Source organism: Geodermatophilus chilensis, from assembly GCF_002802985.1.
GTDB classification, from domain to species: domain Bacteria; phylum Actinomycetota; class Actinomycetes; order Mycobacteriales; family Geodermatophilaceae; genus Geodermatophilus; species Geodermatophilus chilensis.
This window is the reverse complement of record NZ_NVPT01000009.1, coordinates 1-21,128: the sequence shown is the minus strand read 5'-3', so window position 1 is coordinate 21,128 and position 21,128 is coordinate 1. Positions and strand designations below refer to the sequence as shown.

The 21,128-nt window shown below is 74.6% G+C and carries 18 protein-coding genes; 12 read left to right on the top strand and 6 right to left on the bottom strand.

Annotated elements, in window-relative coordinates; all coding sequences use genetic code 11:
- Positions 1-96: 96 nt before the first annotated feature.
- The gene (locus tag CNO22_RS02645) at positions 97-3,471 is read left to right on the top strand and encodes a pyruvate carboxylase (RefSeq protein ID WP_100497803.1); all 3,375 of its coding nucleotides are present in this window, start codon (positions 97-99) and stop codon (positions 3,469-3,471) included.
- A 127-nt stretch (positions 3,472-3,598) separates the two neighbouring features.
- Here the strand turns inward: CNO22_RS02645 and CNO22_RS02640 are convergent, their stop codons facing one another.
- From CNO22_RS02640 to CNO22_RS02630, 3 genes are read right to left on the bottom strand one after another with little or no spacing between them, the layout of a single operon-like run.
- Complete coding sequence (locus CNO22_RS02640) at positions 3,599-4,222, bottom strand: LutC/YkgG family protein (RefSeq protein ID WP_100497802.1); 624 nt, start codon at positions 4,220-4,222, stop codon at positions 3,599-3,601.
- Entirely contained in the window at positions 4,219-5,751 is a 1,533-nt protein-coding gene (locus CNO22_RS02635) for a LutB/LldF family L-lactate oxidation iron-sulfur protein (protein WP_198588060.1), read from the bottom strand. Before CNO22_RS02635 ends, CNO22_RS02640 begins: the two co-directional genes overlap by 4 nt.
- Positions 5,748-6,542, bottom strand: coding sequence for a (Fe-S)-binding protein (locus tag CNO22_RS02630; RefSeq protein WP_100497801.1), 795 nt, complete (start codon positions 6,540-6,542; stop codon positions 5,748-5,750). The genes CNO22_RS02635 and CNO22_RS02630 overlap by 4 nt, the downstream gene beginning before the upstream one ends.
- A gap of 215 nt (positions 6,543-6,757) precedes the next feature.
- Here CNO22_RS02630 and CNO22_RS02625 point away from each other — a divergent pair, with 215 nt between their 5' ends.
- Positions 6,758-7,864: a coiled-coil domain-containing protein gene (locus CNO22_RS02625; protein WP_100497800.1), complete on the top strand. Its 1,107-nt coding sequence runs from the start codon at positions 6,758-6,760 to the stop codon at positions 7,862-7,864.
- Between the two features lie 74 nt (positions 7,865-7,938).
- Here CNO22_RS02625 and CNO22_RS02620 read toward each other — a convergent pair whose 3' ends face one another.
- A complete protein-coding gene (locus tag CNO22_RS02620) occupies positions 7,939-8,508 on the bottom strand; it encodes a hypothetical protein (RefSeq protein WP_100497799.1) in 570 nt (189 codons plus the stop codon).
- A 127-nt stretch (positions 8,509-8,635) separates the two neighbouring features.
- On the bottom strand, positions 8,636-9,700 hold the full coding sequence (locus CNO22_RS02615) for an AraC family transcriptional regulator (RefSeq protein ID WP_198588059.1): 1,065 nt from the start codon (positions 9,698-9,700) through the stop codon (positions 8,636-8,638).
- A gap of 62 nt (positions 9,701-9,762) precedes the next feature.
- Between CNO22_RS02615 and CNO22_RS02610 the strand changes: the two genes are divergently transcribed.
- Both CNO22_RS02610 and CNO22_RS02605 read left to right on the top strand, forming a co-directional pair.
- Positions 9,763-11,262: a flavin-containing monooxygenase gene (locus CNO22_RS02610; protein ID WP_100497798.1), complete on the top strand. Its 1,500-nt coding sequence runs from the start codon at positions 9,763-9,765 to the stop codon at positions 11,260-11,262.
- Between the two features lie 75 nt (positions 11,263-11,337).
- The gene (locus CNO22_RS02605; protein WP_100497797.1) at positions 11,338-12,273 is read left to right on the top strand and encodes an alpha/beta hydrolase; all 936 of its coding nucleotides are present in this window, start codon (positions 11,338-11,340) and stop codon (positions 12,271-12,273) included.
- Between the two features lie 99 nt (positions 12,274-12,372).
- Here the strand turns inward: CNO22_RS02605 and CNO22_RS02600 are convergent, their stop codons facing one another.
- Positions 12,373-12,696 carry a hypothetical protein gene (locus tag CNO22_RS02600; protein ID WP_100497825.1) on the bottom strand — a complete coding sequence of 108 codons (324 nt, stop codon included), beginning with the start codon at positions 12,694-12,696 and terminating at the stop codon, positions 12,373-12,375.
- A gap of 255 nt (positions 12,697-12,951) precedes the next feature.
- On the opposite strand from CNO22_RS02600, the gene CNO22_RS02595 reads away from it, so the two are divergent.
- The 8 genes from CNO22_RS02595 to CNO22_RS02560 all read left to right on the top strand — a co-directional run.
- Positions 12,952-13,803, top strand: a complete 852-nt coding sequence (locus CNO22_RS02595; RefSeq protein ID WP_100497796.1) for an IclR family transcriptional regulator — start codon at positions 12,952-12,954, stop codon at positions 13,801-13,803.
- Positions 13,796-14,617, top strand: a complete 822-nt coding sequence (locus CNO22_RS02590) for an ABC transporter ATP-binding protein (RefSeq protein WP_198588058.1) — start codon at positions 13,796-13,798, stop codon at positions 14,615-14,617. Before CNO22_RS02595 ends, CNO22_RS02590 begins: the two co-directional genes overlap by 8 nt.
- Complete coding sequence (locus CNO22_RS02585) at positions 14,583-15,506, top strand: ABC transporter permease (RefSeq protein ID WP_198588057.1); 924 nt, start codon at positions 14,583-14,585, stop codon at positions 15,504-15,506. The genes CNO22_RS02590 and CNO22_RS02585 overlap by 35 nt, the downstream gene beginning before the upstream one ends.
- A 55-nt stretch (positions 15,507-15,561) precedes the next feature.
- Positions 15,562-15,759: a hypothetical protein gene (locus CNO22_RS02580; protein WP_100497795.1), complete on the top strand. Its 198-nt coding sequence runs from the start codon at positions 15,562-15,564 to the stop codon at positions 15,757-15,759.
- Positions 15,760-16,617 (top strand): ABC transporter substrate-binding protein, encoded by an 858-nt coding sequence (locus CNO22_RS02575; RefSeq protein WP_100497794.1) that lies wholly within the window; start codon positions 15,760-15,762, stop codon positions 16,615-16,617.
- Positions 16,614-17,861, top strand: a complete 1,248-nt coding sequence (locus CNO22_RS02570; protein WP_100497793.1) for a CaiB/BaiF CoA transferase family protein — start codon at positions 16,614-16,616, stop codon at positions 17,859-17,861. The genes CNO22_RS02575 and CNO22_RS02570 overlap by 4 nt, the downstream gene beginning before the upstream one ends.
- 82 nt (positions 17,862-17,943) lie before the next feature.
- Positions 17,944-19,230: a threonine ammonia-lyase IlvA gene (ilvA, locus tag CNO22_RS02565; RefSeq protein WP_232806740.1), complete on the top strand. Its 1,287-nt coding sequence runs from the start codon at positions 17,944-17,946 to the stop codon at positions 19,228-19,230.
- A gap of 302 nt (positions 19,231-19,532) precedes the next feature.
- Positions 19,533-21,128 (top strand): DUF222 domain-containing protein (locus CNO22_RS02560; RefSeq protein WP_157936760.1); only part of this gene is annotated, 1,596 nt, incomplete at its 3' end.

Below are 21,128 nucleotides of genomic sequence, written 5' to 3'. Positions count from 1 at the left end.
CCTCCTCGGGCCGGGCCGCGCACCGCGGGACGACGCCATGCCCGCCCTCGTCGTCTCTGGGAGGCTCATCGAGCCGTCCCGAACCGGAGGAGTGCTGTGTTCACCAAGGTGCTGGTCGCCAACCGAGGCGAGATCGCGGTGCGGGCGTTCCGCGCGGCCTACGAGCTGGGTGCCGAGACGGTGGCCGTCTTCCCGTGGGAGGACCGCAACTCGGTGCACCGGCTCAAGGCCGACGAGAGCTACCAGATCGGCGAGGTGGGGCACCCGGTCCGGGCCTATCTCTCCGTGGACGAGATCGTCTCCGCAGCCCAGCGGGCCGGGGCCGACGCCGTCTACCCCGGCTACGGCTTCCTGTCGGAGAACCCCGACCTGGCCGAGGCGTGCGCGCAGGCGGGCATCACCTTCGTCGGCCCGCCGGCCTCGGTGCTGGAGCTGACCGGCAACAAGGCCCGGGCGATCGCCGCGGCGCGGGACGCGGGCCTGCCGGTGCTGGCGTCCAGCGAGCCGAGCGCGGACCTCGACGCGCTGCTGGCCGCCGCGGAGCAGCTGCCGTTCCCGGTGTTCGTCAAGGCGGTCGCCGGTGGTGGCGGGCGCGGCATGCGACGGGTGGAGGAGCCCGCGGAGCTGGCCGGCGCGGTGCAGGCGGCGATGCGCGAGGCCGAGTCCGCGTTCGGTGACGCGACGGTCTTCCTCGAGCAGGCCGTCGTCGACCCGCGGCACATCGAGGTGCAGATCCTGGCCGACGGCGCCGGGAACGTCGTCCACCTCTTCGAACGCGACTGCTCGGTGCAGCGCCGGCACCAGAAGGTGGTCGAGCTCGCGCCGGCGCCCAACCTGGACCCCGCGCTGCGCGAGCGGATCTGCGCCGACGCGGTGGCCTTCGCCCGGGCGATCGGCTACGTCAACGCCGGCACGGTGGAGTTCCTGCTCGACGCGGAGGGCCGGCACGTCTTCATCGAGATGAACCCGCGGATCCAGGTCGAGCACACGGTCACCGAGGAGGTCACCGACGTCGACCTGGTGCAGAGCCAGCTGCGGATCGCCTCGGGGGAGAGCCTGGCCGACCTGGGGCTGTCGCAGGACACCATCCAGCTGCGGGGTGCGGCGCTGCAGTGCCGGATCACCACCGAGGACCCGGCCAACGGCTTCCGCCCGGACACCGGCCGGATCACCACCTACCGCTCGCCGGGCGGCGCCGGCATCCGGCTCGACGGCGGCTCGTCACTGGGCGCGGAGGTCGGCGCGCACTTCGACTCGATGCTGGTGAAGCTCACCTGCCGCGGGCGGGACTTCCCCACCGCGGTCGCCCGGGCCCGCCGCGCGGTGGCCGAGTTCCGCATCCGCGGCGTGGCCACCAACATCCCGTTCCTGCAGGCGCTGCTCGACGACCCGGACTTCGCCGCCGGCCGGATCACGACGTCGTTCATCGAGCAGCGCCCGCACCTGCTCACCGCGCGCAGCTCCGCCGACCGCGGCACCCGGCTGCTCACCTACCTGGCCGACGTCACGGTGAACCAGCCGCACGGGGAGCGCCCGCACCTGGTCGACCCGGTGGAGAAGCTGCCCGCCGTCGACCTGGGCGCCCCGCCGCCGGACGGCTCCCGCCAGCGGCTGCTCGCGGCGGGCCCGGAGGGCTTCGCGGCACAGCTGCGCGCGCAGACGGCGCTGGCGGTCACCGACACCACGTTCCGCGACGCGCACCAGTCACTGCTGGCCACCCGGGTGCGCACCAAGGACCTGCTCGCCGTCGCCGGGCACGTCGCCCGCACCGCCCCGCAGCTGTTCAGCCTGGAGGCGTGGGGCGGGGCCACCTATGACGTCGCGCTGCGCTTCCTGCACGAGGACCCGTGGGACCGGCTGGCCGCGCTGCGCGAGGCGGTGCCCAACCTCTGTCTGCAGATGCTGCTGCGCGGCCGGAACACCGTGGGCTACACGCCCTACCCCGAGGCGGTGACCGACGCCTTCGTCCGCGAGGCGGCGGCGACCGGCATCGACGTCTTCCGGGTGTTCGACGCGCTCAACGACGTCAGCCAGATGCGCCCGGCGATCGACGCCGTCCGGGCGACGGGGACGGCGGTCGCGGAGGTGGCGCTCTGCTACACCGGCGACCTCTCCGACTCCGGTGAGGACCTCTACACGCTGGACTACTACCTGCGGCTGGCCGAGCAGATCGTCGACGCCGGCGCGCACGTGCTCGCGATCAAGGACATGGCCGGCCTGCTGCGCCCGCCCGCGGCGGCGCGGCTGGTGACCGCGCTGCGCGAGCGCTTCGACCTGCCGGTGCACCTGCACACGCACGACACCGCCGGCGGGCAGCTGGCCACCCTGCTGGCCGCGTGGCAGGCCGGGGTCGACGCGGTGGACGGCGCGGTCGCCTCCATGGCCGGGACGACGAGCCAGCCGCCGCTGTCGGCGATCGTCGCCGCGACCGACGCCACGGAGCGGGCCACCGGCCTGGACCTCGCCGCGGTCAACGACCTGGAGCCGTACTGGGAGGCGGTGCGCCGCGTCTACGCGCCGTTCGAGTCCGGCCTGCCGGCGCCGACCGGGCGCGTGTACACCCACGAGATCCCCGGCGGGCAGCTGTCCAACCTGCGCCAGCAGGCGATCGCCCTGGGCCTCGGCCAGCGCTTCGAGGAGGTCGAGGACGCCTACGCCGCCGCCGACCGGCTGCTGGGCCGGCTGGTCAAGGTCACGCCGTCGTCCAAGGTGGTCGGCGACCTGGCGCTGCAGCTGGTCGGCTCTGGCGTCAGCGTCGAGGACTTCGCCGCCGAGCCCGGCAAGTACGACCTGCCCGACTCGGTGATCGGGTTCCTCCGCGGCGAGCTGGGCGACCCGCCCGGCGGCTGGCCCGAGCCCTTCCGCACCCGGGCGCTGGAGGGCCGCCGTCCCGCCGAGCCGCCGGCCGAGCTGTCGGTCGACGACGAGCGCGGGCTGGCCGAGGCGCCGCGGGAGACGCTCAACCGGCTGCTCTTCCCGGGGCCCACGCGCGAGTACCAGGCGCACGTCGACTCCTACGGCGACGTCTCCGTGCTGCCCACCAAGGAGTTCCTCTACGGCCTGCGCTCCGGCGTCGAGCACAGCGTCGACCTCGAGCCCGGCGTCACCCTGCTCATCGGCATCGAGGCGATCGGCGACCCCGACGAGCGCGGCATGCGCACCGTCATGTGCACGCTCAACGGCCAGCTGCGGCCGGTCTCGGTGCGCGACCGCTCGGTCGACGCCGCGGTCAAGGCCGCCGAGAAGGCCGATCGCAGCGACCCCGGCCAGGTCGCGGCGCCCTTCGCCGGCGTGGTCACCCTGCAGGTGAAGGAGGGCGACACCGTCGAGTCCGGGCAGCCGATCGCCACCATCGAGGCGATGAAGATGGAGGCCGCGATCACCGCCCCGGTCGGCGGCACGGTGGAGCGGCTGGCGATCAGCGCCGTCCAGCAGGTGGAGGGCGGTGACCTGCTCGTCGTCCTCCGGTGAGGTGTCCGGCCGGCCGGCTCCGTCAGCCGGCCGGCCGCCGGACCTCAGCCGACGATGCCCACGGGTCGCCTTCCGCCGCCGGTCCGCTCCTCGCTCGCCGGCGCTCGCTGCGATGCTCCCGGCGGCGTCAGGCGACGAGCACCACGACCAGCGTGCGCGGGCCGTGCACGCCCTCGACCCGCTGCAGCTCGATGTCGCTGGTGGCCGACGGGCCGCTGACCATCGTCAGCGGCGCGGTCGGGCCGAGCCGGGAGAGCGCCTCGGGCACACCGCCGACGACCTGCCCCGCCTCGACCACGCAGACCAGGCAGTCGGGCAGCAGCGAGACCGCCCGCCGTCCGGACAGCGGGGTCCCGTCGAGCACCAGCGTGCCGGTCTCGGCGATCGCCACGGCCACCCCGGTCAGCGTCGCGGCGAACGCGGCGAGCTCCACGGCGGGGCGGCCGTCATCCTCGGTGGCGCCGTCCGGCCGCCAGGTGGCCGGTACCCCGGGGGCGACGACGACCGACGCCGGGTCCCAGCCGGCGCCCAGCCCGGTGTCGAGGGCGGCGGCGACGGTGGCTCCCACCTGGTCCGGGCCGCAGCGCAGCACCGAGGCCTTGTAGTCCTCGAGCCGGTCGACGAGGACCTCGCGCAGCTGCTCGGCCGGGCGCTCGTCTGCGGTGCGGTAGTCGCGAGGGACTCCGACGTCCGGGCGGTTCTCGCCCAGCGCGGTGCGGATCCGGCTCAGGACCTCCTCGCGCGCGCTCATCGTCCGTGCTCCCGCGCCCAGGCCTGCGTGAAGGTCTCGCGCGGCGGGGTGGGCAGGTCGCGGCTGCGGGTCCAGCCCGAGGCCGGTGGTGGCAGCACGGGCGGCATCGTCGGCTTCCCGCGGGCGAGCAACCGGCCCAGCCCCGCGGCCCGCTGGGTCAGCCGCCACAGCCGCGGGTTCGACATCGCCTTCGCCAGCGCCTTGAAGGCCGCCGCCTCGGGGGTGAGCTTCTCCTGGGCCTCGACGTGCTCGGCGCGCAGGTGCACCAGGATCGAGGGGATGTCGATGGCCACCGGGCAGGCGTCGTAGCAGGCGCCGCACAGCGAGGAGGCGTACGGCAGCGAGGCGTTGTCCTCGACCCCGGTCAGCTGCGGGGAGAGGACGGCGCCGATCGGGCCCGGGTACACCGAGCCGTAGGAGTGCCCGCCGGTGCGCTCGTACACCGGGCAGACGTTGAGGCAGGCCGAGCAGCGGATGCAGTGCAGCGCCTCGCGGCCCACCTCGTCGGCGAGCACCGCCGTCCGCCCGTTGTCGAGCAGCACGAGGTGGAACTCCTGCGGGCCGTCGTCGGGGGTGACGCCGGTCCACATCGAGGTGTAGGGGTTCATCCGCTCGCCGGTGGAGGAGCGGGGCAGCAGCTGCAGGAACACCTCGAGGTCGCGCCAGGTCGGCACCAGCTTCTCGATGCCCATGACGGTGATCAGCGTCTGCGGCAGGGTCAGGCACATCCGGCCGTTGCCCTCCGACTCCACCACCGCGAGGGTGCCGGTCTCGGCGACGGCGAAGTTGGCGCCGCTGATCGCCACCTTCGCCCGCAGGAACCGTTCCCGCAGGTGCGTGCGCGCGGCCATGGCCAGCCGGCGTGGCTCGTCGGGCAGGTCGCGGTCGGCGTCGGGCCCCTGGAACTGCGGCATCGTGCGCAGGAAGATCTCGCGGATCTCGGCGCGGTTCTTGTGGATCGCCGGCACCAGGATGTGGCTGGGCGCGTCGTCCCCGAGCTGCACGATCAGCTCGGCCAGGTCGGTCTCGTGCGGGGTGATGCCGGCGGCCTCGAGTGCCTCGTTGAGGCCGATCTCCTGGGTGGCCATCGACTTGACCTTGACCACCTCGTCGGTGCCGGTGGCCTGCACCAGCCGGGTGACGATCGCGTTGGCCTCGTCGGCGTCGCGGGCCCAGTGCACCGTGCCGCCGCGCGCGGTCACCTGGCGCTCGAGCTCGAGCAGGTGCTCGTCGAGGCGGGCCATGGTGGCGGTCTTCAGCGCCTTGCCGGCCTGACGCAGGGCCTCCCAGTCGGGCACCTCGCCGACGACCCGGGCGCGCTTGGCGCGGATGGTGCTGGTCGCGTGACCGAGGTTGGCGCGCAGCTGGCCGTCGCGCAGCGCGTCGCGGGCGGCGTCCGGGAACGGCCGGTCGCCGCGCAGGTGGCCGACCCCGCGGGGCGCGGTGGGCAGGCCGAGGAACGTCGTCCCGGACCGGGGCGCACCCGGGGCCAGCGGCGTGGGCCCGGTGCGCTCGGGAGCGGTGGTCATGCCGGCACCTCGGCGGTTTCCGCGGAAATGGCCGGTCGGGTGGTCTGGTGCGGGCTCACGGCGTCCTCCGTCGAGGCCAGGATCTCGGCCAGGTGCACGGTCCGCGTCCCCGACCGCAGCCGGGAGAGCCCACCGCCGATGTGCATGAGGCAGGAGGCGTCACCGGCGGTACACACCTCTGCGTGGGTGGACAGGATGTTGGCCATCTTGTCGGTCAGCATCGCCGTCGAGGTGTCGGAGTTCTTGATCGAGAACGTGCCGCCGAAACCGCAGCACTGCTCGGCGGCCGGCAGCTCGACCAGCTCCAGCCCGCGCACCGCGCGCAGCAGCTGCAGCGGCCGGTCCCCGACCCGCAGCAGCCGCAGCGAGTGGCAGGTCGGGTGGTAGGTGACCCGGTGCGGATAGTAGGCGCCGACGTCGGTCACCCCGAGGACGTCGACGAGGAACTGCGACAGCTCGTACGTCCGCTCGGCCAGCGCCTCGGCCTCGGCGGCCAGCTGCTCCTCGCCGGCCCGGCGCAGCACCATGGCCTGCTGGTGGTGGATCGAGGCCACGCACGACCCGGACGGCGACACGATCACCTCCGCGCCGGCGAAGGCGCGGACGTGGTTGGCCACGATCGGCACCGCCTCGCGCCGGTAGCCGGTGTTGACGTGCATCTGCCCGCAGCAGGCCTGCCCCGGCGGGACGACGACCTCGTGCCCCAGCCGCTCGAGCAGCCTCGCCGTCGCCATGGCGACCTGCGGCGCCACTGTGTCCACCAGACAGGTGGCGAAGAGCGCGACCCTCACCTGTTCCCCTCCCGATCGGCCACGACGTCCCGGCGGACCATGCTCGGCTCCCGGACGACGAGGACCGGTTCGAACGCCGGCTGCTCGTGCCGGTGACCCTGCCCGTGACTCTGCCAGCAACGGCTCCGCCGCGCGTCGGCCGAGCTCCTGGCGTGGCTCGCGGATCGACCGGTCGGCGGATGACTCGGGACCGGGCAGGCGGGTAGGACCCGCCCGTGCGCCTGCCCCTGCCCGGTCCCTCGGACCTCCTGGACCTCCCCCGAGCGCTCGCCGACTCGGTCCGCACCCTCGGCGCGGCCCTGCCCCGCGCTGAGGGCCTCCTGCCGCTCGCCGACGACGTCCTCCGCCGGGCGCGGTCCCTGCTCGACGCTGCCGGCCCGGCCGTGACCCGGGCGGCGGCCGCGGCGCCGGAGGTCGTCGAGACGGCGACCGGGGTAGTGCAGCGGGTCGCCGGCGTCGTGACCCCCGAGCGGGTGACGACCCTCGGTGCGCTGGTCGACCGGCTCGGCGCGGCGCTCGCTCCCGACCGCGTGGACGCGGTGACCCGCGCGGTCGACCAGGTCCGGGCGCGGGCGGACGTCGTGCCGCGTGCCCTCGACGCACTCGACGGGCTGCTGTCCTCGGGCCGGCTGCCGCGGCTGGGCGACGGGCTGGACCGCCTGCTGTCCGCCGACCGGCTGGACCGGCTGGACCGCGCCGTCGACCTCGTGGCGGACGGCCGGGTCGAGCGGGTCCTCGACCTCCTGACCGACGAGCGGATCGGCCGGCTGCTGGATCTGGCGACCGACGAGCGCGTCGGCCGGCTCCTCGACCGGCTCGACGCCCTGCTCGCCGAGGACGGCGTCCCGCGTGTGGTGGCCCGCGTCGGCGAGGTGCTGCACGACGAGCGGCTCTCCCGGCTCGGCGCCCGGCTGGACCGGCTGCTGGCCGACGAGCACCTCGACCGCACCCAGGACCTGCTCGGGCACGGGCAGGCGGCGGCGGCCATGCGCGTGTTCGTCCGTCTCGACCGCGAGCTCACCGACGAGGGAGCCCGCGCGCTGGCCACGCTGCTCGACCGCCTCCCCGCGGTGCTCACGGAGGACCGGACGGCCACCCTGGCCGCCCTCCTCGACCAGGTCCCGCGGGTGCTCCGGGGGCTGGAGGCCGGCGAGCTGCCGAGCACCGCCGACCTGGGGCGGATGCCGTCGGACCTGCGCGCGATGCTCGAGCTGATCGACGACCTGCACCAGGTGGCCTCGGGTCTGCCCGGGGCCACGCGCGCCCGCGACCGTGGGGAAGACCCGCACCCCCAGGTCGACGACCCACAGCCGGAGGGCTGACCCGGCGCAGCCGGGGCACCTGGTCACGCGGAGGGCGCCCGCAGCGGCGGGGTGCGTACGCGTCAGCGGGGCGTTCAGGAGCGGTCGCGCCGGCGCTCGATCGCCTGGAGCACCGTCGTGCGTCCCGTGCCCAGCTCGCGTTCGGCCCGCTCGGTGCGGTCGAGCTGGGAGTCGCCGCTCATCGCCGACACGCGCCTGCGCGCCTCGGCGGCGTCGACGTCGAGCAGCTCGGCGGCCTTCCGGGCCTCCTTCGCGGCGTCGGTGTCGGCCACGTGCTGCTCGTCGCCGCTCCGCTTCCGGCGGTCGGTGGCCCGCTTCTCCTCGTCGCTGAGCAGCTGCCAGGCGGCGTCGGGCAGGTACCGCCGGGTCCCGTCGGCGCCGCGGGCCCGTTCGCCGCCGTCGGCGGTGTGCCACTCCTGCTCGGTCCACTCCTGCAGGTGCCGCTGCGACTCGGTGCGTTCGCCCTCGTGCCGGTAGCCGCCGCCGTGCGCCTCGTACTCGTGGGCGAGCAGCTGGCTCTTCCGGGCGCTCCACTGCCCCGGCCGGCCGCCGCGGTCGCCCGCCTTGATCTCCTCCTTGAGCCGCGCGCGCAGCTCCGGGTCCGTGTAGTCCGCCGCGTAGTCCTCCGCCGACTTCCCGCTCATGGCCGCCGCGTACCCCGGGTGTAGCCGGTCCACCCCCGCTGGTCGGCGTCCCGGCCGGGTCGCCCAGCGTCCGAGGTCCGGTCGGGTGCGGACGGGGCGGGAGCCCGAGCGGACGTCCCGTGCCGTCTCACCCGCCCGCGCCGGCGCGGGACGACCGCGCCCAGCGCCGCGGGCTGGTGCCCTTCCACCGACGGAAGGCGTGCACGAAACTCGACGCCTCCGCGTAGCCGATGCGTGCGGCGACCTGCTCGATGCTCAGGCCCGCGGTCACCAGCAGCTCCTCGGCGAGGTGCTCGCGGGTCTGCTCGAGGACGGCGCGGAAGCTCGTCCCCTCCTCGTCGAGCTGCCGGCGCAGCGTCCGCTCGCTCATGTGGAGCTCGGCGGCGACCTGCGCCTGACCGGGCATCCGCCGCGGATCGCGCAGCAGGAGGTCCCGTACCCGGCCGCTGGTGCCGCGGCGCGACTGCCGGCGCTCGAGCAGGTCACGGCACTGCGCCTCGCACAGGGCGGCGGTCAGCGGGGCCGCCTGCGACAGCGGGTGGTCGAGCAGCCCGACGTCGAAGGCCACGACCGAGCGCGCCGCCCCGAAGACCGGCCGCACCCCGAAGGCAGCCTCGTACGGCCCAGGGTCCGCGGGCTCGGGCAGCCGCAGCGCCACCCGCAGCGGCACGACCGCACGGTCGAGCCGCTCGCGCCAGAGGTGCAGCGCCGCCGTGGTGTCGCGCAGCAGCACGAACCGCCGCACCGGCTCGGGCAGGTCCAGGTCGTCGAAGAACAGCGCGAACTCGTCGCCGTCCTCCTGGGCGCTGATCCGCGTCAGCGCGTAGGTGAGGTCGAGGAAGCGCATGGCCACCTCGTTGCTCTCCCGGATCGTGCGGCTCGACAGCAGGGCGAAGCCCCAGATGCCGTAGGTGGTCAGCCGGTAGCGCGCGCCGGCCGTCAGGCCGATCGTCTCCGGCAGCTCGGCGGTGAGCCTGGCGATGAGGCGCACCTCCTGAGCCGCGGTGATCTCCGCGGAGGGGTCGCTGAGCGCCGCCTCGTCCATGCCGGTGCCGGCGAGCACCCGTGCGCGCGGCAGTCCGTGCTCGGCCGCGAGCGCGCAGAGCAGCGCCGCGCTGCCCGTGCCGCGGGCGGCGGCGTCGATGGAGTTGGCCGGATCTGTCAATTCGTGGCCGATTGTGCCATGGCTCACATCGCAGTCGGTTTCCTAACGTCGCGTGTGGTCCAGATCACGGAGAGAGTGGGAGTGCGGGCATGACGCTGACCGAACGGGCAGTCGAGGCGGCGCAGGAGACCGAGCACGTCGACGTGCTGATCGTCGGCGCGGGGATCTCCGGGATCGGCGCCGCCCACCATCTGAAGGAGCAGTTCCCCGGCAGGTCCTTCGCCATCCTCGACGCGCTGGAGAGTCGCGGCGGCACGTGGTGGACCCACCGGTATCCCGGCGCCCGCTCCGACAGCGACCTGTTCACCTTCGGCTACAAGTTCAAGCCCTGGCGCGGGCCCTCGATCGCGACCTCCGAGGAGATCCTCTCCTACCTGGACGAGGTCATCGACGAGAACGACCTCGGCGACGTCATCCGTTACCGGCACCGGGTCACCGCTGCGAGCTGGTCCACCGAGGAGCGGCGCTGGACGGTGGAGGTCGCGCGGGAGGACACCGGGGAGCACCTGCGGTTCACCACCGACTTCCTGTGGATGTGCCAGGGCTACTACGACCACTCCGGCCCCTACCGGCCGCAGTGGGAGGGCATGGACCGCTTCCAGGGCCAGGTCGTCCACCCCCAGCAGTGGCCCGACGACCTGGACCACGCCGGCAAGCGCGTCGTCGTCATCGGCTCCGGTGCGACGGCGGCGACCCTCGTCCCGGCCATGGCGCAGACCGCGGGACACGTGACGATGCTCCAGCGGTCGCCGACGTTCTTCTTCGCGCGCCCGAAGACCCACGAGCTGGCGGAGACGCTGCGCGCCCTCGACGTCCCCGACGAGTGGACGCACGAGATCCTCCGGCGCGCCTACATCGCCGAGGGCGACGAGATCACCCGGATGTCGTTCGAGTCCCCGGACGAGCTGCGGACGTTCCTCATCGAGTCGATGCGCCCGCTGCTCCCCGAGGGGTTCGACATCGACAAGCACTTCAACCCCCGGTACCGCCCGTGGCAGCAGCGCCTCGCCGTCGTCCCCGACGGGGACCTGTTCACCGCGCTGCGCGAGGGGAGGGCGTCGGTGGTCACCGACACCATCGAGACGTTCACCGAGACCGGCATCCGGCTGACCTCCGGGGAGGAACTCGAGGCGGACGTCGTCGTCACCGCCACCGGGTTCGACCTGAGCCTCTTCGGCGGGGTCGCGTTCACCGTCGACGGCGAGCCGGTCGACTTCCCCGCACGCGTCACCTGGCGCGGCGTCATGATCAGCGGCGTGCCGAACATGGCCTACGTGTTCGGCTACTTCCGCCACAGCTGGACGCTGCGGGCCGACCTGGTGAGCGAGTTCGTCTGCCGGCTGCTGGCGCACATGCAGGACCAGGGCGCCACGATGGTCGTCCCGACCCTGCGCCCCGAGGACGCGGACATGCCGTTGCGGCCGTGGGCCGACCCGGAGAACTTCAACGCCGGCTACGTCATGCGCTCGATGCACCTCATGTTCAAGCAGGGTGACCGCGAGCCGTGGACCCACCTGCTGGAGTACGCGCAGGAACGGACGACGCTGCCCGCGGCCGACCTCGACGACAAGTCCCTGCTCTACAGCTGAGCGGGGTCAGCGATCCACCGGCGGATGCCCACCCTTCCGCCGTCCACCTCCGTCACCGACAAGTCAGGAGATCCCGTGCCGGTCGACCCGCACACCGCCGCCCTGCTCACCATGCTGGACGAGTCGGGCATGCCGCCCATGTACGAGGGGAGCCCCGAGGCCGGGCGCGCCCTGTACCTCCAGCTCACCCACGGCGCCCGGACCCCCGAGCAGCTCGTCCCCGTGGCGAGCACCGAGGACCGCACCGTCCCCGGCGCCGGCGGCGACCTCCGGGCGCGGGTCTACCGGCCCGAGGGCGAGGGGCCGTTCCCGACCGTCGTCTTCTTCCACGGCGGCGGCTGGGTGATCGGTGACCTGGACACCCACGACAACATGGCCCGCAACGTCTGCCGGGGGTCCCGCGCCGTGGTGATCGCCGTCGACTACCGGCTGGCGCCCGAGCACCCGTTCCCCGCCGCGGCCGAGGACGCGGTGGCCGCGGCACGCTGGGTGGCCCAGCACCTCGACGAGCTCGGCGGGGACGACCGGCTCGCGGTCGCCGGCGACAGCGCCGGCGGCAACCTCGCCGCCGTCGTGGCCCAGCAGCTGACCGCCGACGGCACCTCGCTGGCCGGGCAGTTCCTCATCTACCCCGCGGTCGACGCCGAGGGCGACTACCCCTCCCGCGTGGAGAACGCCAAGGGCTACTTCCTCGAGAAGGACACGATGGACTGGTTCTACGGCCACTACGCCGGAGCCTGGGAGGACGCCAAGGACGCCCGGTTGTCCCCGCTGCACGGCGCCGCCCTGACCGGCCTGCCGCCGGCGGTCGTCGTCACCGCGGAGTACGACCCGCTGCGCGACGAGGGCGAGGCCTACGGCGAAGCGCTGCAGAAGGCCGGTGTCCGCGCGGACGTGCAGCGCTACGACGGCCTGATCCACGGCTTCTTCGACATGGGGACGGTCTCACCCGCCGCGCAGGCCGCCATCGACGAGAGCTGCGCCCGGTTCGGGGACCTCATCCGAGGCTGAACGGTCCGAGGTCCGGCCGTGCCCGGCCTCGTCCGGCGGACTCGCCGGTCGAGGCCGGGCACGAGGACGTGGGGGACGCCGCGGCGCCCGGCGGCGGAGTCAGTCGGTGCCGGCGCCGGGCTCGCGGCCGGTGAGCACGCGCGTGACCGCGGGGGAGGGGCGCAGCTCCACCGGGCGGCCGGCGAGCTCGGCGGCCCGGACGTGGTCGAGCAGCAGCTCGCGCCCGGGCTCGGACAGCGCCGTCACCGAGCGGGCGTCGATGCGGTCGATGCGCGCCGGCTCGCGGCCGTAGCGCCGCCAGAAGGCGTCGACGGCGGCGGCGTCGACCGCGCCGGCCAGGCAGAGCAGTCGCCCGCCGGTGGTGTTCAGCAGACGGACGACGCCCCGCCGGGCTCCGGGGCTGTCGAGGGTCTCCGGGCTCACCGCCCCAGTGTGCGGCCACCGCCGCGTGCGGGCGGCGCGGGTCGGGGGCGCCGGCGGCCGTGGCGGGACGCCGGACCGCGAGGCCGGACCGGCCTCCGGGCCGAGCCGCACCGGGCGCCGCCCGTGCCGGCGTCACACAGCGGTCATGTCCGGTTCGTTGCGTAGGTCACACCTAACTCTGTAGCGTCCGTCACCACGACGTGGGAGACGGATCCACGATGTGGACTTCACCTACCGCGAACCGGAGGTGGCGCGGTGCCGGACCCGGGGCAGGGCGACGACGCGACGGAGGCGACCTGGCGGCCGGTCGCCGCGGAGTCGCCGTCCCGCAAGCCGGTCCTCGTCCTGCGGAAGGTGCGCCAGGTCCTCGACGCGTTCACCCCGGGGGCGCCGGCCCTGTCGGCCCGCGAGGTGCAGCGGGTCACCGGTCTGCCGGCGACGACGTGCCTGCGCTTGCTCCAGACCCTGGTCGAGGAGGAGTTCCTCGACCGGCGCGGCGACCGGTACAGCCCCGGGGTCGCGATGCTGCGGTGGGCGGCCGTCGCCGCGGAGGGCCTCGACCTGGTCGGGACGGCGACCCCGGTGCTCGAGGCGCTGCGCGACGCGACGGGCGAGAGCGCCTGCCTGTTCGTCCGCCAGGGCGCCCACCACGTCTGCGTGGCGGTCGCGCAGTCGCCGCACTCGGTCATCCAGGTCCTCGGCGTGGGGCAGGTGCTGCCGCTGCACGCGGGCTCGGCCGGCCGGGTCTTCCTCGCCTTCGACCGCGGCGCGCCCGCGCTCGACGACCTGCCGCTGCCGGCCCTGACCGAGCACACCATCACCTGGGTCGACCGGCTCCGGGAGGCCGTGGCCGAGGCTCGGCACGAGGGCTTCGCGGTGACCGTCGAGGAGCGCACCACCGGCGCGGCGTCGGTCAGCGCGCCGGTGTTCGACGCCCGCGGCGAGCTGGCCGCCGTGGTGGGCATCGCCTGCCCGGTCCAGCGCTTCGAGACCGACGTCGTCCCCATCCGGACCGCCGACGTCCTCCGGGCCGCCCACCGGCTGTCCCGGCGACTCGGCCACACCCAGGGAGAGCAGGCCAGTGGAGGAGGAACCGCGCGTGGTTGACGCCCCGTACGCCATCGAGTTGACCGGCATGGTCAAACGCTTCCCGACGTCGGACGGGGGCGTGTACACCGCGGTCAGCGGGATCGACCTCGCCGTCCCGGCCGGGCGCTTCGTCTCGGTCGTGGGCCCCACCGGGTGTGGCAAGTCGACCCTGCTGAACGCCGCCGCCGGGCTCGCGCCGCCCAGCGAGGGCAGTGTGCGGATCTTCGGCGAGCCGCTGGAGGGCCTGAACAAGCGCGCCTCGTACATGTTCCAGCAGGACGCGCTGCTGCCCTGGCGGACGGTGCTCGACAACGTCACCCTCGGGCCGCGCATGAAGGGCGTGGGCCGCGCCGAGCGGGAGCAGCGGGGCCGGGAGTGGCTCGAGCGCGTGGGCCTGGGCCCGTTCGCCGGCGCCTATCCCCACCAGCTGTCCGGCGGCATGCGCAGGCGCGTCGCGGTCGCGCAGAGCTGGATCGTCGACCCGGACTTCATCTTCATGGACGAGCCGTTCAGCGCCCTCGACGTCCAGACCCGGCAGCTGATGGAGGACCAGCTCCTGCGGCTGTGGACCGGCTCGGGCAAGACCGTCGTCTTCGTGACCCACGACCTCGACGAGGCGATCAGCCTCGCCGACGAGGTGGTGCTGCTCTCCGCCGGTCCGGCCAGCCGCATCGTCGGCACCTACCCGATCGACCTGCCGCGGCCCCGCGACCTCATGGACATCCGCACGACGCCCGCCTTCCAGGACCTGTACCGGGCCATCTGGTCCGACCTGCGCAGTGAGGTGATGAAGAGCTATGAGCGACGCGCTCTCGCGGTCTCGAACGGCTGAGCCGGCCCTCGACGACGCCGAGGCCCGCCCGGTCGACGTCGCCCCCGACGCCGCCGTCGGGCCGGATGCGGCCACCGGTCCGGACGCCGGCCCCGTGCGCCGGCGCCGGCGCCGGATCTCGCCGCTGGTCCTGTTCCTGCAGGTCGCGGTCGCCGTCGCCTTCGTCGGCGGCTGGGAGCTGCTCTCGCGGATCGACGTCCTCGACCCGTTCTTCTTCAGCTCGCCGAGCGCGGTGGCCGAGCGGGTGTGGACCTGGCTGACCACCGGGGAGATCTACGACGACCTGCTGATCACCCTCCAGGAGGCCTTCTACGGGCTGGTGATCGGCGCGGTCCTCGGCCTCGTCGTCGGCTTCGCCCTGGCCCGGATGCGGCTGCTGGCCGCGGTGCTGGACCCCTACGTCAAGGCGCTCAACGCCATCCCGCGGGTCGTCCTCGCGCCGATCTTCCTGCTCTGGTTCGGCCTGGGAATCTGGTCGAAGGTCGCCTTCGCGGTGACGCTGGTGTTCTTCATCGTCTTCTTCAACACCTACCAGGGCGTCCGCGAGGTCGACCGGGTCCTCGTCGACAACAGCCGCATGCTGGGGGCCTCGGAGTCCCAGCTCATCCGGCACGTGTTCCTGCCCAGCGCGCTGTCGTGGATCTTCTCTAGCCTGCACGTCAGCGTCGGGTTCGCGATCGTCGGCGCGGTCGTGGGGGAGTACCTCGGCTCGGCCAGCGGCATCGGCTACGTCATCGCCCAGGCCGAGGGCACCTTCGACACCACCGGCGTGTTCGCCGGGATCGTCGTCCTCTCCGTCTTCGTGATCGTCGTCGACCTGCTGGTCAACCGGGTCGAACGGCACCTGCTGCGCTGGCGGCCCGAGCCGTCGCACGCCGAGGTCGTCTGACCCCGCGCCCCCCTCGTCCCCCTCCGGCAAGCCCGTCCGAAAGGCGACCCCTGTCATGCGCCCGACCTCGCGTCCGCTCCGTCCCCGCACCGTCGGCACGGTCCTGACCCTCGCCGCCGCGGTGAGCCTGACCGCCTGCAACTCCGCCGCCCCGTCCGCCTCGGGGTCCGGGGAGCCCGACACCGGCCCGGTCAGCATCGGCGTCGGCGGCCAGCCCCTGCTGGCCTACCTGCCCACGACCCTGGCCGACTAGATCGGCTGCTACGAGCAGGCGGGGGTCGACGTCGAGATCCAGGACCTGCAGAGCGGCTCGAAGGCGCTGCAGGCCATGATCGGCGGCAGCACCGACGTCACCTCGGGCTACTACGACCACACGGTGCAGATGGCGGCCAAGAACCAGGACGTCACGGCCTTCGTCAACATGCTGCGCTACCCGGCGCTGGTGCTGGCCGTCGCGCCCGACGCCGCCGGCGAGATCGACTCGATCGAGGACCTGCAGGGCCGGACGGTCGGCGTCACGGCGCCCGGCTCGTCGACCGACTTCTTCCTCAAGCACCTGCTGACGCAGGCCGGGCTGCCGGCCGACGCCGCGTCCGTGCAGGCCATCGGGGCCGACGCGACCGCCGTCGCCGCGATGGAGCAGGGGCAGGTGGACGCCGCGGTGATGCTCGACCCGTCCATCGGCCAGCTCGAGGCCCGCGTCGGGGAGCTCCAGCTGCTCGCCGACACCCGCACCGTCGAGGGGGTGCAGGAGGTCTACGGCACCGACACCTACCCGGCCGCCGTCCTCTACGCGACCCAGGACTACATCGACGCCAACACCGAGACGGTTGACAAGCTGGCCGACGCCATCACCTGCGCGCTGGACTACGTGCAGCAGCACTCGGGCGAGGAGATCGCCGCGGAGATGCCGCCGCAGCTCGTCGGCGAGGACACCGCGCTCTACGCGCGGGCGGTCGAGGCGCTCAAGGAGGCCTACAACCCGACCGGCGCCATCGACCAGGCCGGTGCCGAGGCGGTCCGGGACGTGCTGGCCGCGAGCCAGCCGGAGATCGCCCAGGCCGAGGTCGAGGTCGAGGGGACCTACACCAACGAGTACGTCGAGCCGTGAGCCCGGCGGTCGACGACCCGGCGGCACCGCCCGGCAGCGGGCCGCTGGCCGGCATCCGCGTCCTGGAGCTCGGCAACTTCATCGCCGCGCCGATGACCGGTCGCGTCTTCGCCGAGTTCGGTGCCGACGTGGTGAAGGTCGAGCGGCCGCGGACCGGCGACGAGCTGCGCGGCTGGCGGCGGGCCACCGGTGGGACCTCGCTGCTGTTCCGCACCATGGCGCGGGGCAAGCGGTCGGTGACCCTCGACCTGCGCTCACCCGAGGGCAGGGACATCGCGCTCCGGCTGGTCGCCGCCAGCGACGTCGTGCTGGAGAACTTCCGGCCCGGCACGCTGGAGCGGCTCGGCCTGGGTCCGGACGAGCTGCGCGCCGTCCGCCCGGACGTCGTCCTCGTCCGGATCAGCGGGTACGGGCAGACCGGCCCGTACCGGGGCCGGCCGGGGTTCGCCAGCGTGGCCGAGTCCGTCGGGGGGCTGCGCCACCTCACCGGGGACCCCGACCGGCCGCCGGTCCGGGTCGGCGTGAGCCTGGGCGACTCGCTGGCCGGGCTCTACGGCGCCGTCGGTGCGCTGATGGCGCTGCTGCGCCGCGAGCGGTCGGGCGGCGAGCCCGCACCGGAGACGGTCGACGTCGCCCTGTACGAGGCGGTGTTCGGCGTGCTGGAGGACCTCGTGCCCGAGCACGACGGGTACGGCGTCGTCCGGGAGCGCACCGGTGCGGCGCTGCCGGGGATCGTCCCGTCGAACACCTACCCGACCGGGGACGGCTCGTGGGTCATCGTCGGCGGCAACGGGGATGCCGTCTACCGCCGGCTGATGACCGCCGTGGGGCGGGCCGACCTCGCCGAGGACCCGCGGCTGGCCGACAACGCCGGCCGGGTGGCGCACCGGGAGCTGATCGACGCGGCGATCACCGCCTGGACCACCGGCCGGGACCTGGCCACGGCCGTCGCCGTCCTGGAGGACGCCGGCGTGCCCGTGGGGCCGGTGTACGCCGCGGCGGACATCCTCGCCGACCCGCACTACGCGGAGCGGGACATGCTGGTGCGCCACGAGGTCGAGGTGGAGCCCGGCACGGTCCGCCCGGTCACCTTCCCCGGCGTGGTCCCGAAGCTCGAGCGCTCCCCGGGCAGTACGCGCGGGGTCGGACCGGACCTCGGCGCGCACACCGCCGAGGTGCTCGCCGAGCTCGCCGGTGTCGACGCCGAGGACCTGGCCCGCCTGTGCGAACGCGGCGTCGTCTGACCGGGGACCGGGTGCTGCGGGTCCCCGCCGACCGGCCGGGGCGGGCGCCGGCCGGTTGCCGTCGTCGCGCAGGATGGTGCCCGTGACCGCTGTGTCCCGAAGTGTCGACGACGTCCTGGTGCCGGAGCGCGTCGGCGCCGAGGTGGAGGCCGCCGCCCGCCGGCTGGCCGGGGTGGTCGAGCGGACGCCGCTGCAGCGCAACGCGCGGTTGTCCGAGGCGACCGGGGCCGACGTCTGGGTCAAGCGCGAGGACCTGCAGGTCGGCCGGTCCTACAAGATCCGCGGCGCCTACAACACGATCAGCCAGCTCGACCCCGCACGGCAGGCCGCCGGTGTCGTGTGCGCCAGCGCCGGCAACCACGGGCAGGGCGTCGCCTACGCCTGCCGGGCGCTGGGGGTGCGCGGCGCGGTCGTCGTCCCCGGGACCACGCCACGGCAGAAGCGCGACCGCATCGCCGCGCTCGGCGGGGAGATGGTCGACCTGGTGGTCACCGGCGACACCTACGACGAGGCGGCCGCCGCCGCGCTGGCCCACGCGCGGGACACCGGCGCGACGCTGGTGCCGGCCTTCGACGCCGTCCCCACCGTGGTGGGGCAGGCGACCGTGGCCCTGGAGGTCCTCGAGCAGCTGCCCGCGCCGCCGGACGTCGTCGTCCTCCCCGTCGGCGGCGGTGGCCTGCTGGCCGGCTGCGCGACGTGGCTGCGGCAGCACAGCCCCGGCACCCGCATCATCGGCGTCGAGCCGGCCGGGGCCGCCGGCATGGCCGCGGCGCTGGCGGCCGGGGAGCCCGTGGAGCTGCCCCAGCTGGACACGTTCGTCGACGGCGCCGCCGTCCGCCGGGTCGGCGCGGTGACCTACCCGCTGGTGCGCGACTCCGGCGCCGAGCTGGTCGCGGTGCCGGAGGGACAGATCTGCACCGAGATGCTCGACCTCTACCAGGTGGACGGCGTCATCGCCGAGCCCGCCGGGGCGCTGGCGACCGCCGCGCTGACCGGCGGCCTGGTGCCGGTCGAGCCGGGGCAGACGGTGGTCTGTCTGCTGTCGGGCGGCAACAACGACGTCAGCCGCTACAGCGAGGTGGTGGAGCGCTCGCTGGTGCACCGCGGCCTCAAGCACTACTTCCTCATCGAGTTCCCGCAGGAGCCCGGCGCGCTGCGGCGCTTCCTCGACGAGGTGCTCGGCCCGGACGACGACATCGTGCTGTTCGAGTACATCAAGCGCGACAACCGCGAGACCGGGGCCGCGCTCACCGGCATCGAGCTCGGCAGTGCGGCGGACTTCCCGGCCCTGCTGACCCGGATCAAGGCCAGCCCGCTGCGCATCCAGCACGTCGCCCCCGGGACGACGGCCTACCGCTTCCTCGTCTGACTCGCGGCGGTCACCCGGCCACCGGCTGGGTGACCGCCCTGGTTCGCGGGGCCGCCTCCCGCGGCCCGCCTCCCGCCTCCCGCCTCCGGCCTCCGGCCTCCCGCGGCCCGCGCGACGCGGCGGCCTCCTCGTCGTCGTGGCATGTCGGCCCGTGCGTCGCATCGTGCCGCTGAGCTGCAGTTTCCTCTTGCGACGCATGCCCACCCGAACATATGATCGAACACGTGGACGACGGTGCGCAGACCAGCACACTGGCTGGTGACGCGCCTGTTGTGGGGTGGGCGAGCGGTCCGTTGGGTGTGGTGCAGGCGGCGGATCGGGAGATCGCCCGGCAGACCGCGGTGAAGGCTCGCGCGGTGGCGGCGTTCGCCGCCTCCCGGCCGGCCAGTGCTGATCGGCGGCAGGGCGAGAGGGGGGCGATGTCGGCGGAGCGGTGGGCGGCGCGCCCGGAGGTGTTGCGGTCGGTCAGTGAGTGGGCGACGCCGGAGGTGGCGATCGCGTTGAACCTGTCCCAGCAGGCCGCCGAGGGGCTGCTGGAGGAGTCGCTGACGCTGGTGCACCGGCTGCCGGGCACGCTGGCGGCGTTGGAGTGCGGGGTGCTGCACGTGGGGCATCTGTGGCATCTGCTGGACAAGGTCGCCCCGATCGCCGATGACGCGCTGCGCGCGGAGGTGGAGGGCGACCTGCTGGCCTGGCTGGCCAGGCGGCGGACGGTGACTTCGCCGGCGCAGTTGGGGGACAAGGCGCGGCGGGTGGTGGCCCAGCGCGATGCGGCGGCGGCGGGGCGACGGCTGGCCCGGGCGTTGAAGGAGCGGGGGGTGTCGATCCGGCCGGACCGGGTCGAGGGCATGGCCACGGTCGGGGTGTACTGCACGCTGCCGGAGGCCAAGGCCTTCTACGGCGCGTTGGTGCAGTGCGCCGAGTCGCTGGTCGACGAACCCGGGGGTGCGGTGCGGACCCGGGGGGAGAAGATGGTCGATGCGCTGCTGGAGCTGGTGCTGCGCCCGGGGGAGTCCCAGCTGCCGCCGGTGCGGGTGCTGCTGACCCTGGTCGCCTCGGTGGCCACGATGCTGGGTGGGGATGCTCCGGCGGAGCTGGACGGGGAGGTGCTGCCCGCGGAGATGGCCCGCCAGCTGGCCCGCGCCTTCGCCGGGCAGCCGCCGGTCGCGGGACCGGTAGAGCAGGACGCTGCCGACGCCGACGCCGACGCCGACGCCGACGCCGACGCCGCCGGCTCGGCCCGGGCGCCGCGGGCGGCGACTGCGGACACCGCCTCGCCGGCCGGGTCGCCGGCTGAGGCCGCATCCGCGGCCGATGTGCCGTGGCAGGAGGCCGAGCAGGCCGAGCTGGCCGCCTGGTGGGACCAGGTGGAGGCCTGGCTGCTGGCCGGCGAGCTGCTCGAGCAGCCCGGCCGGGACTCGGACCCGTGGACCGCCGAGGACGTGTCCGGAGTGCAGGACCGGGGGTTCGACTGGCTGCCCGACCCCAGCATGCCGTGCCCGTGGGCCACCGCCGACGCGGAGACCCGCCCCGCCGGCGTGCCGGACACCGGCCCGCCGCCAGGGACCGAACCTGCGCGCGACACCGAGCCACCGCCGGACACTGCTGCGCGGCCGGACGTTGCTGCATCGCCGGACACGGCTGCGCCTCCGGGAGCTGATCCACCGCCGGACGCTGCTGCGTCGCCGGACAGCGATTCGCCGCCGACGGGCTGGTGGGCGCAGGCCGACCGCGCGGTGGAGGACGCCGGGACCGCGCTGCACGCCGCCCGGATGGCGCTGGGCCACGCCTCCCGCTCGGTGCGCACCGCCGCCGAGGCCGAGGCCGCTACCGAGGCCGCCTGGGCCGCCAGCGGCGCCGGGCGGGCCGACGCCGCGACCGACGCGCTCGGCGCGCTG

Coding starts and splice junctions, on each gene's coding strand:
- CNO22_RS02620 (WP_100497799.1), bottom strand. CDS start 8,508: ATGAGCGGGAAGTCGGCGGAGGACTACGCGGCGGACTACACGGACCCG.
- CNO22_RS02610 (WP_100497798.1), top strand. CDS start 9,763: ATGACGCTGACCGAACGGGCAGTCGAGGCGGCGCAGGAGACCGAGCAC.
- CNO22_RS02635 (WP_198588060.1), bottom strand. CDS start 5,751: ATGACCACCGCTCCCGAGCGCACCGGGCCCACGCCGCTGGCCCCGGGT.
- CNO22_RS02640 (WP_100497802.1), bottom strand. CDS start 4,222: ATGAGCGCGCGCGAGGAGGTCCTGAGCCGGATCCGCACCGCGCTGGGC.
- CNO22_RS02580 (WP_100497795.1), top strand. CDS start 15,562: ATGCGCCCGACCTCGCGTCCGCTCCGTCCCCGCACCGTCGGCACGGTC.
- CNO22_RS02585 (WP_198588057.1), top strand. CDS start 14,583: ATGAGCGACGCGCTCTCGCGGTCTCGAACGGCTGAGCCGGCCCTCGAC.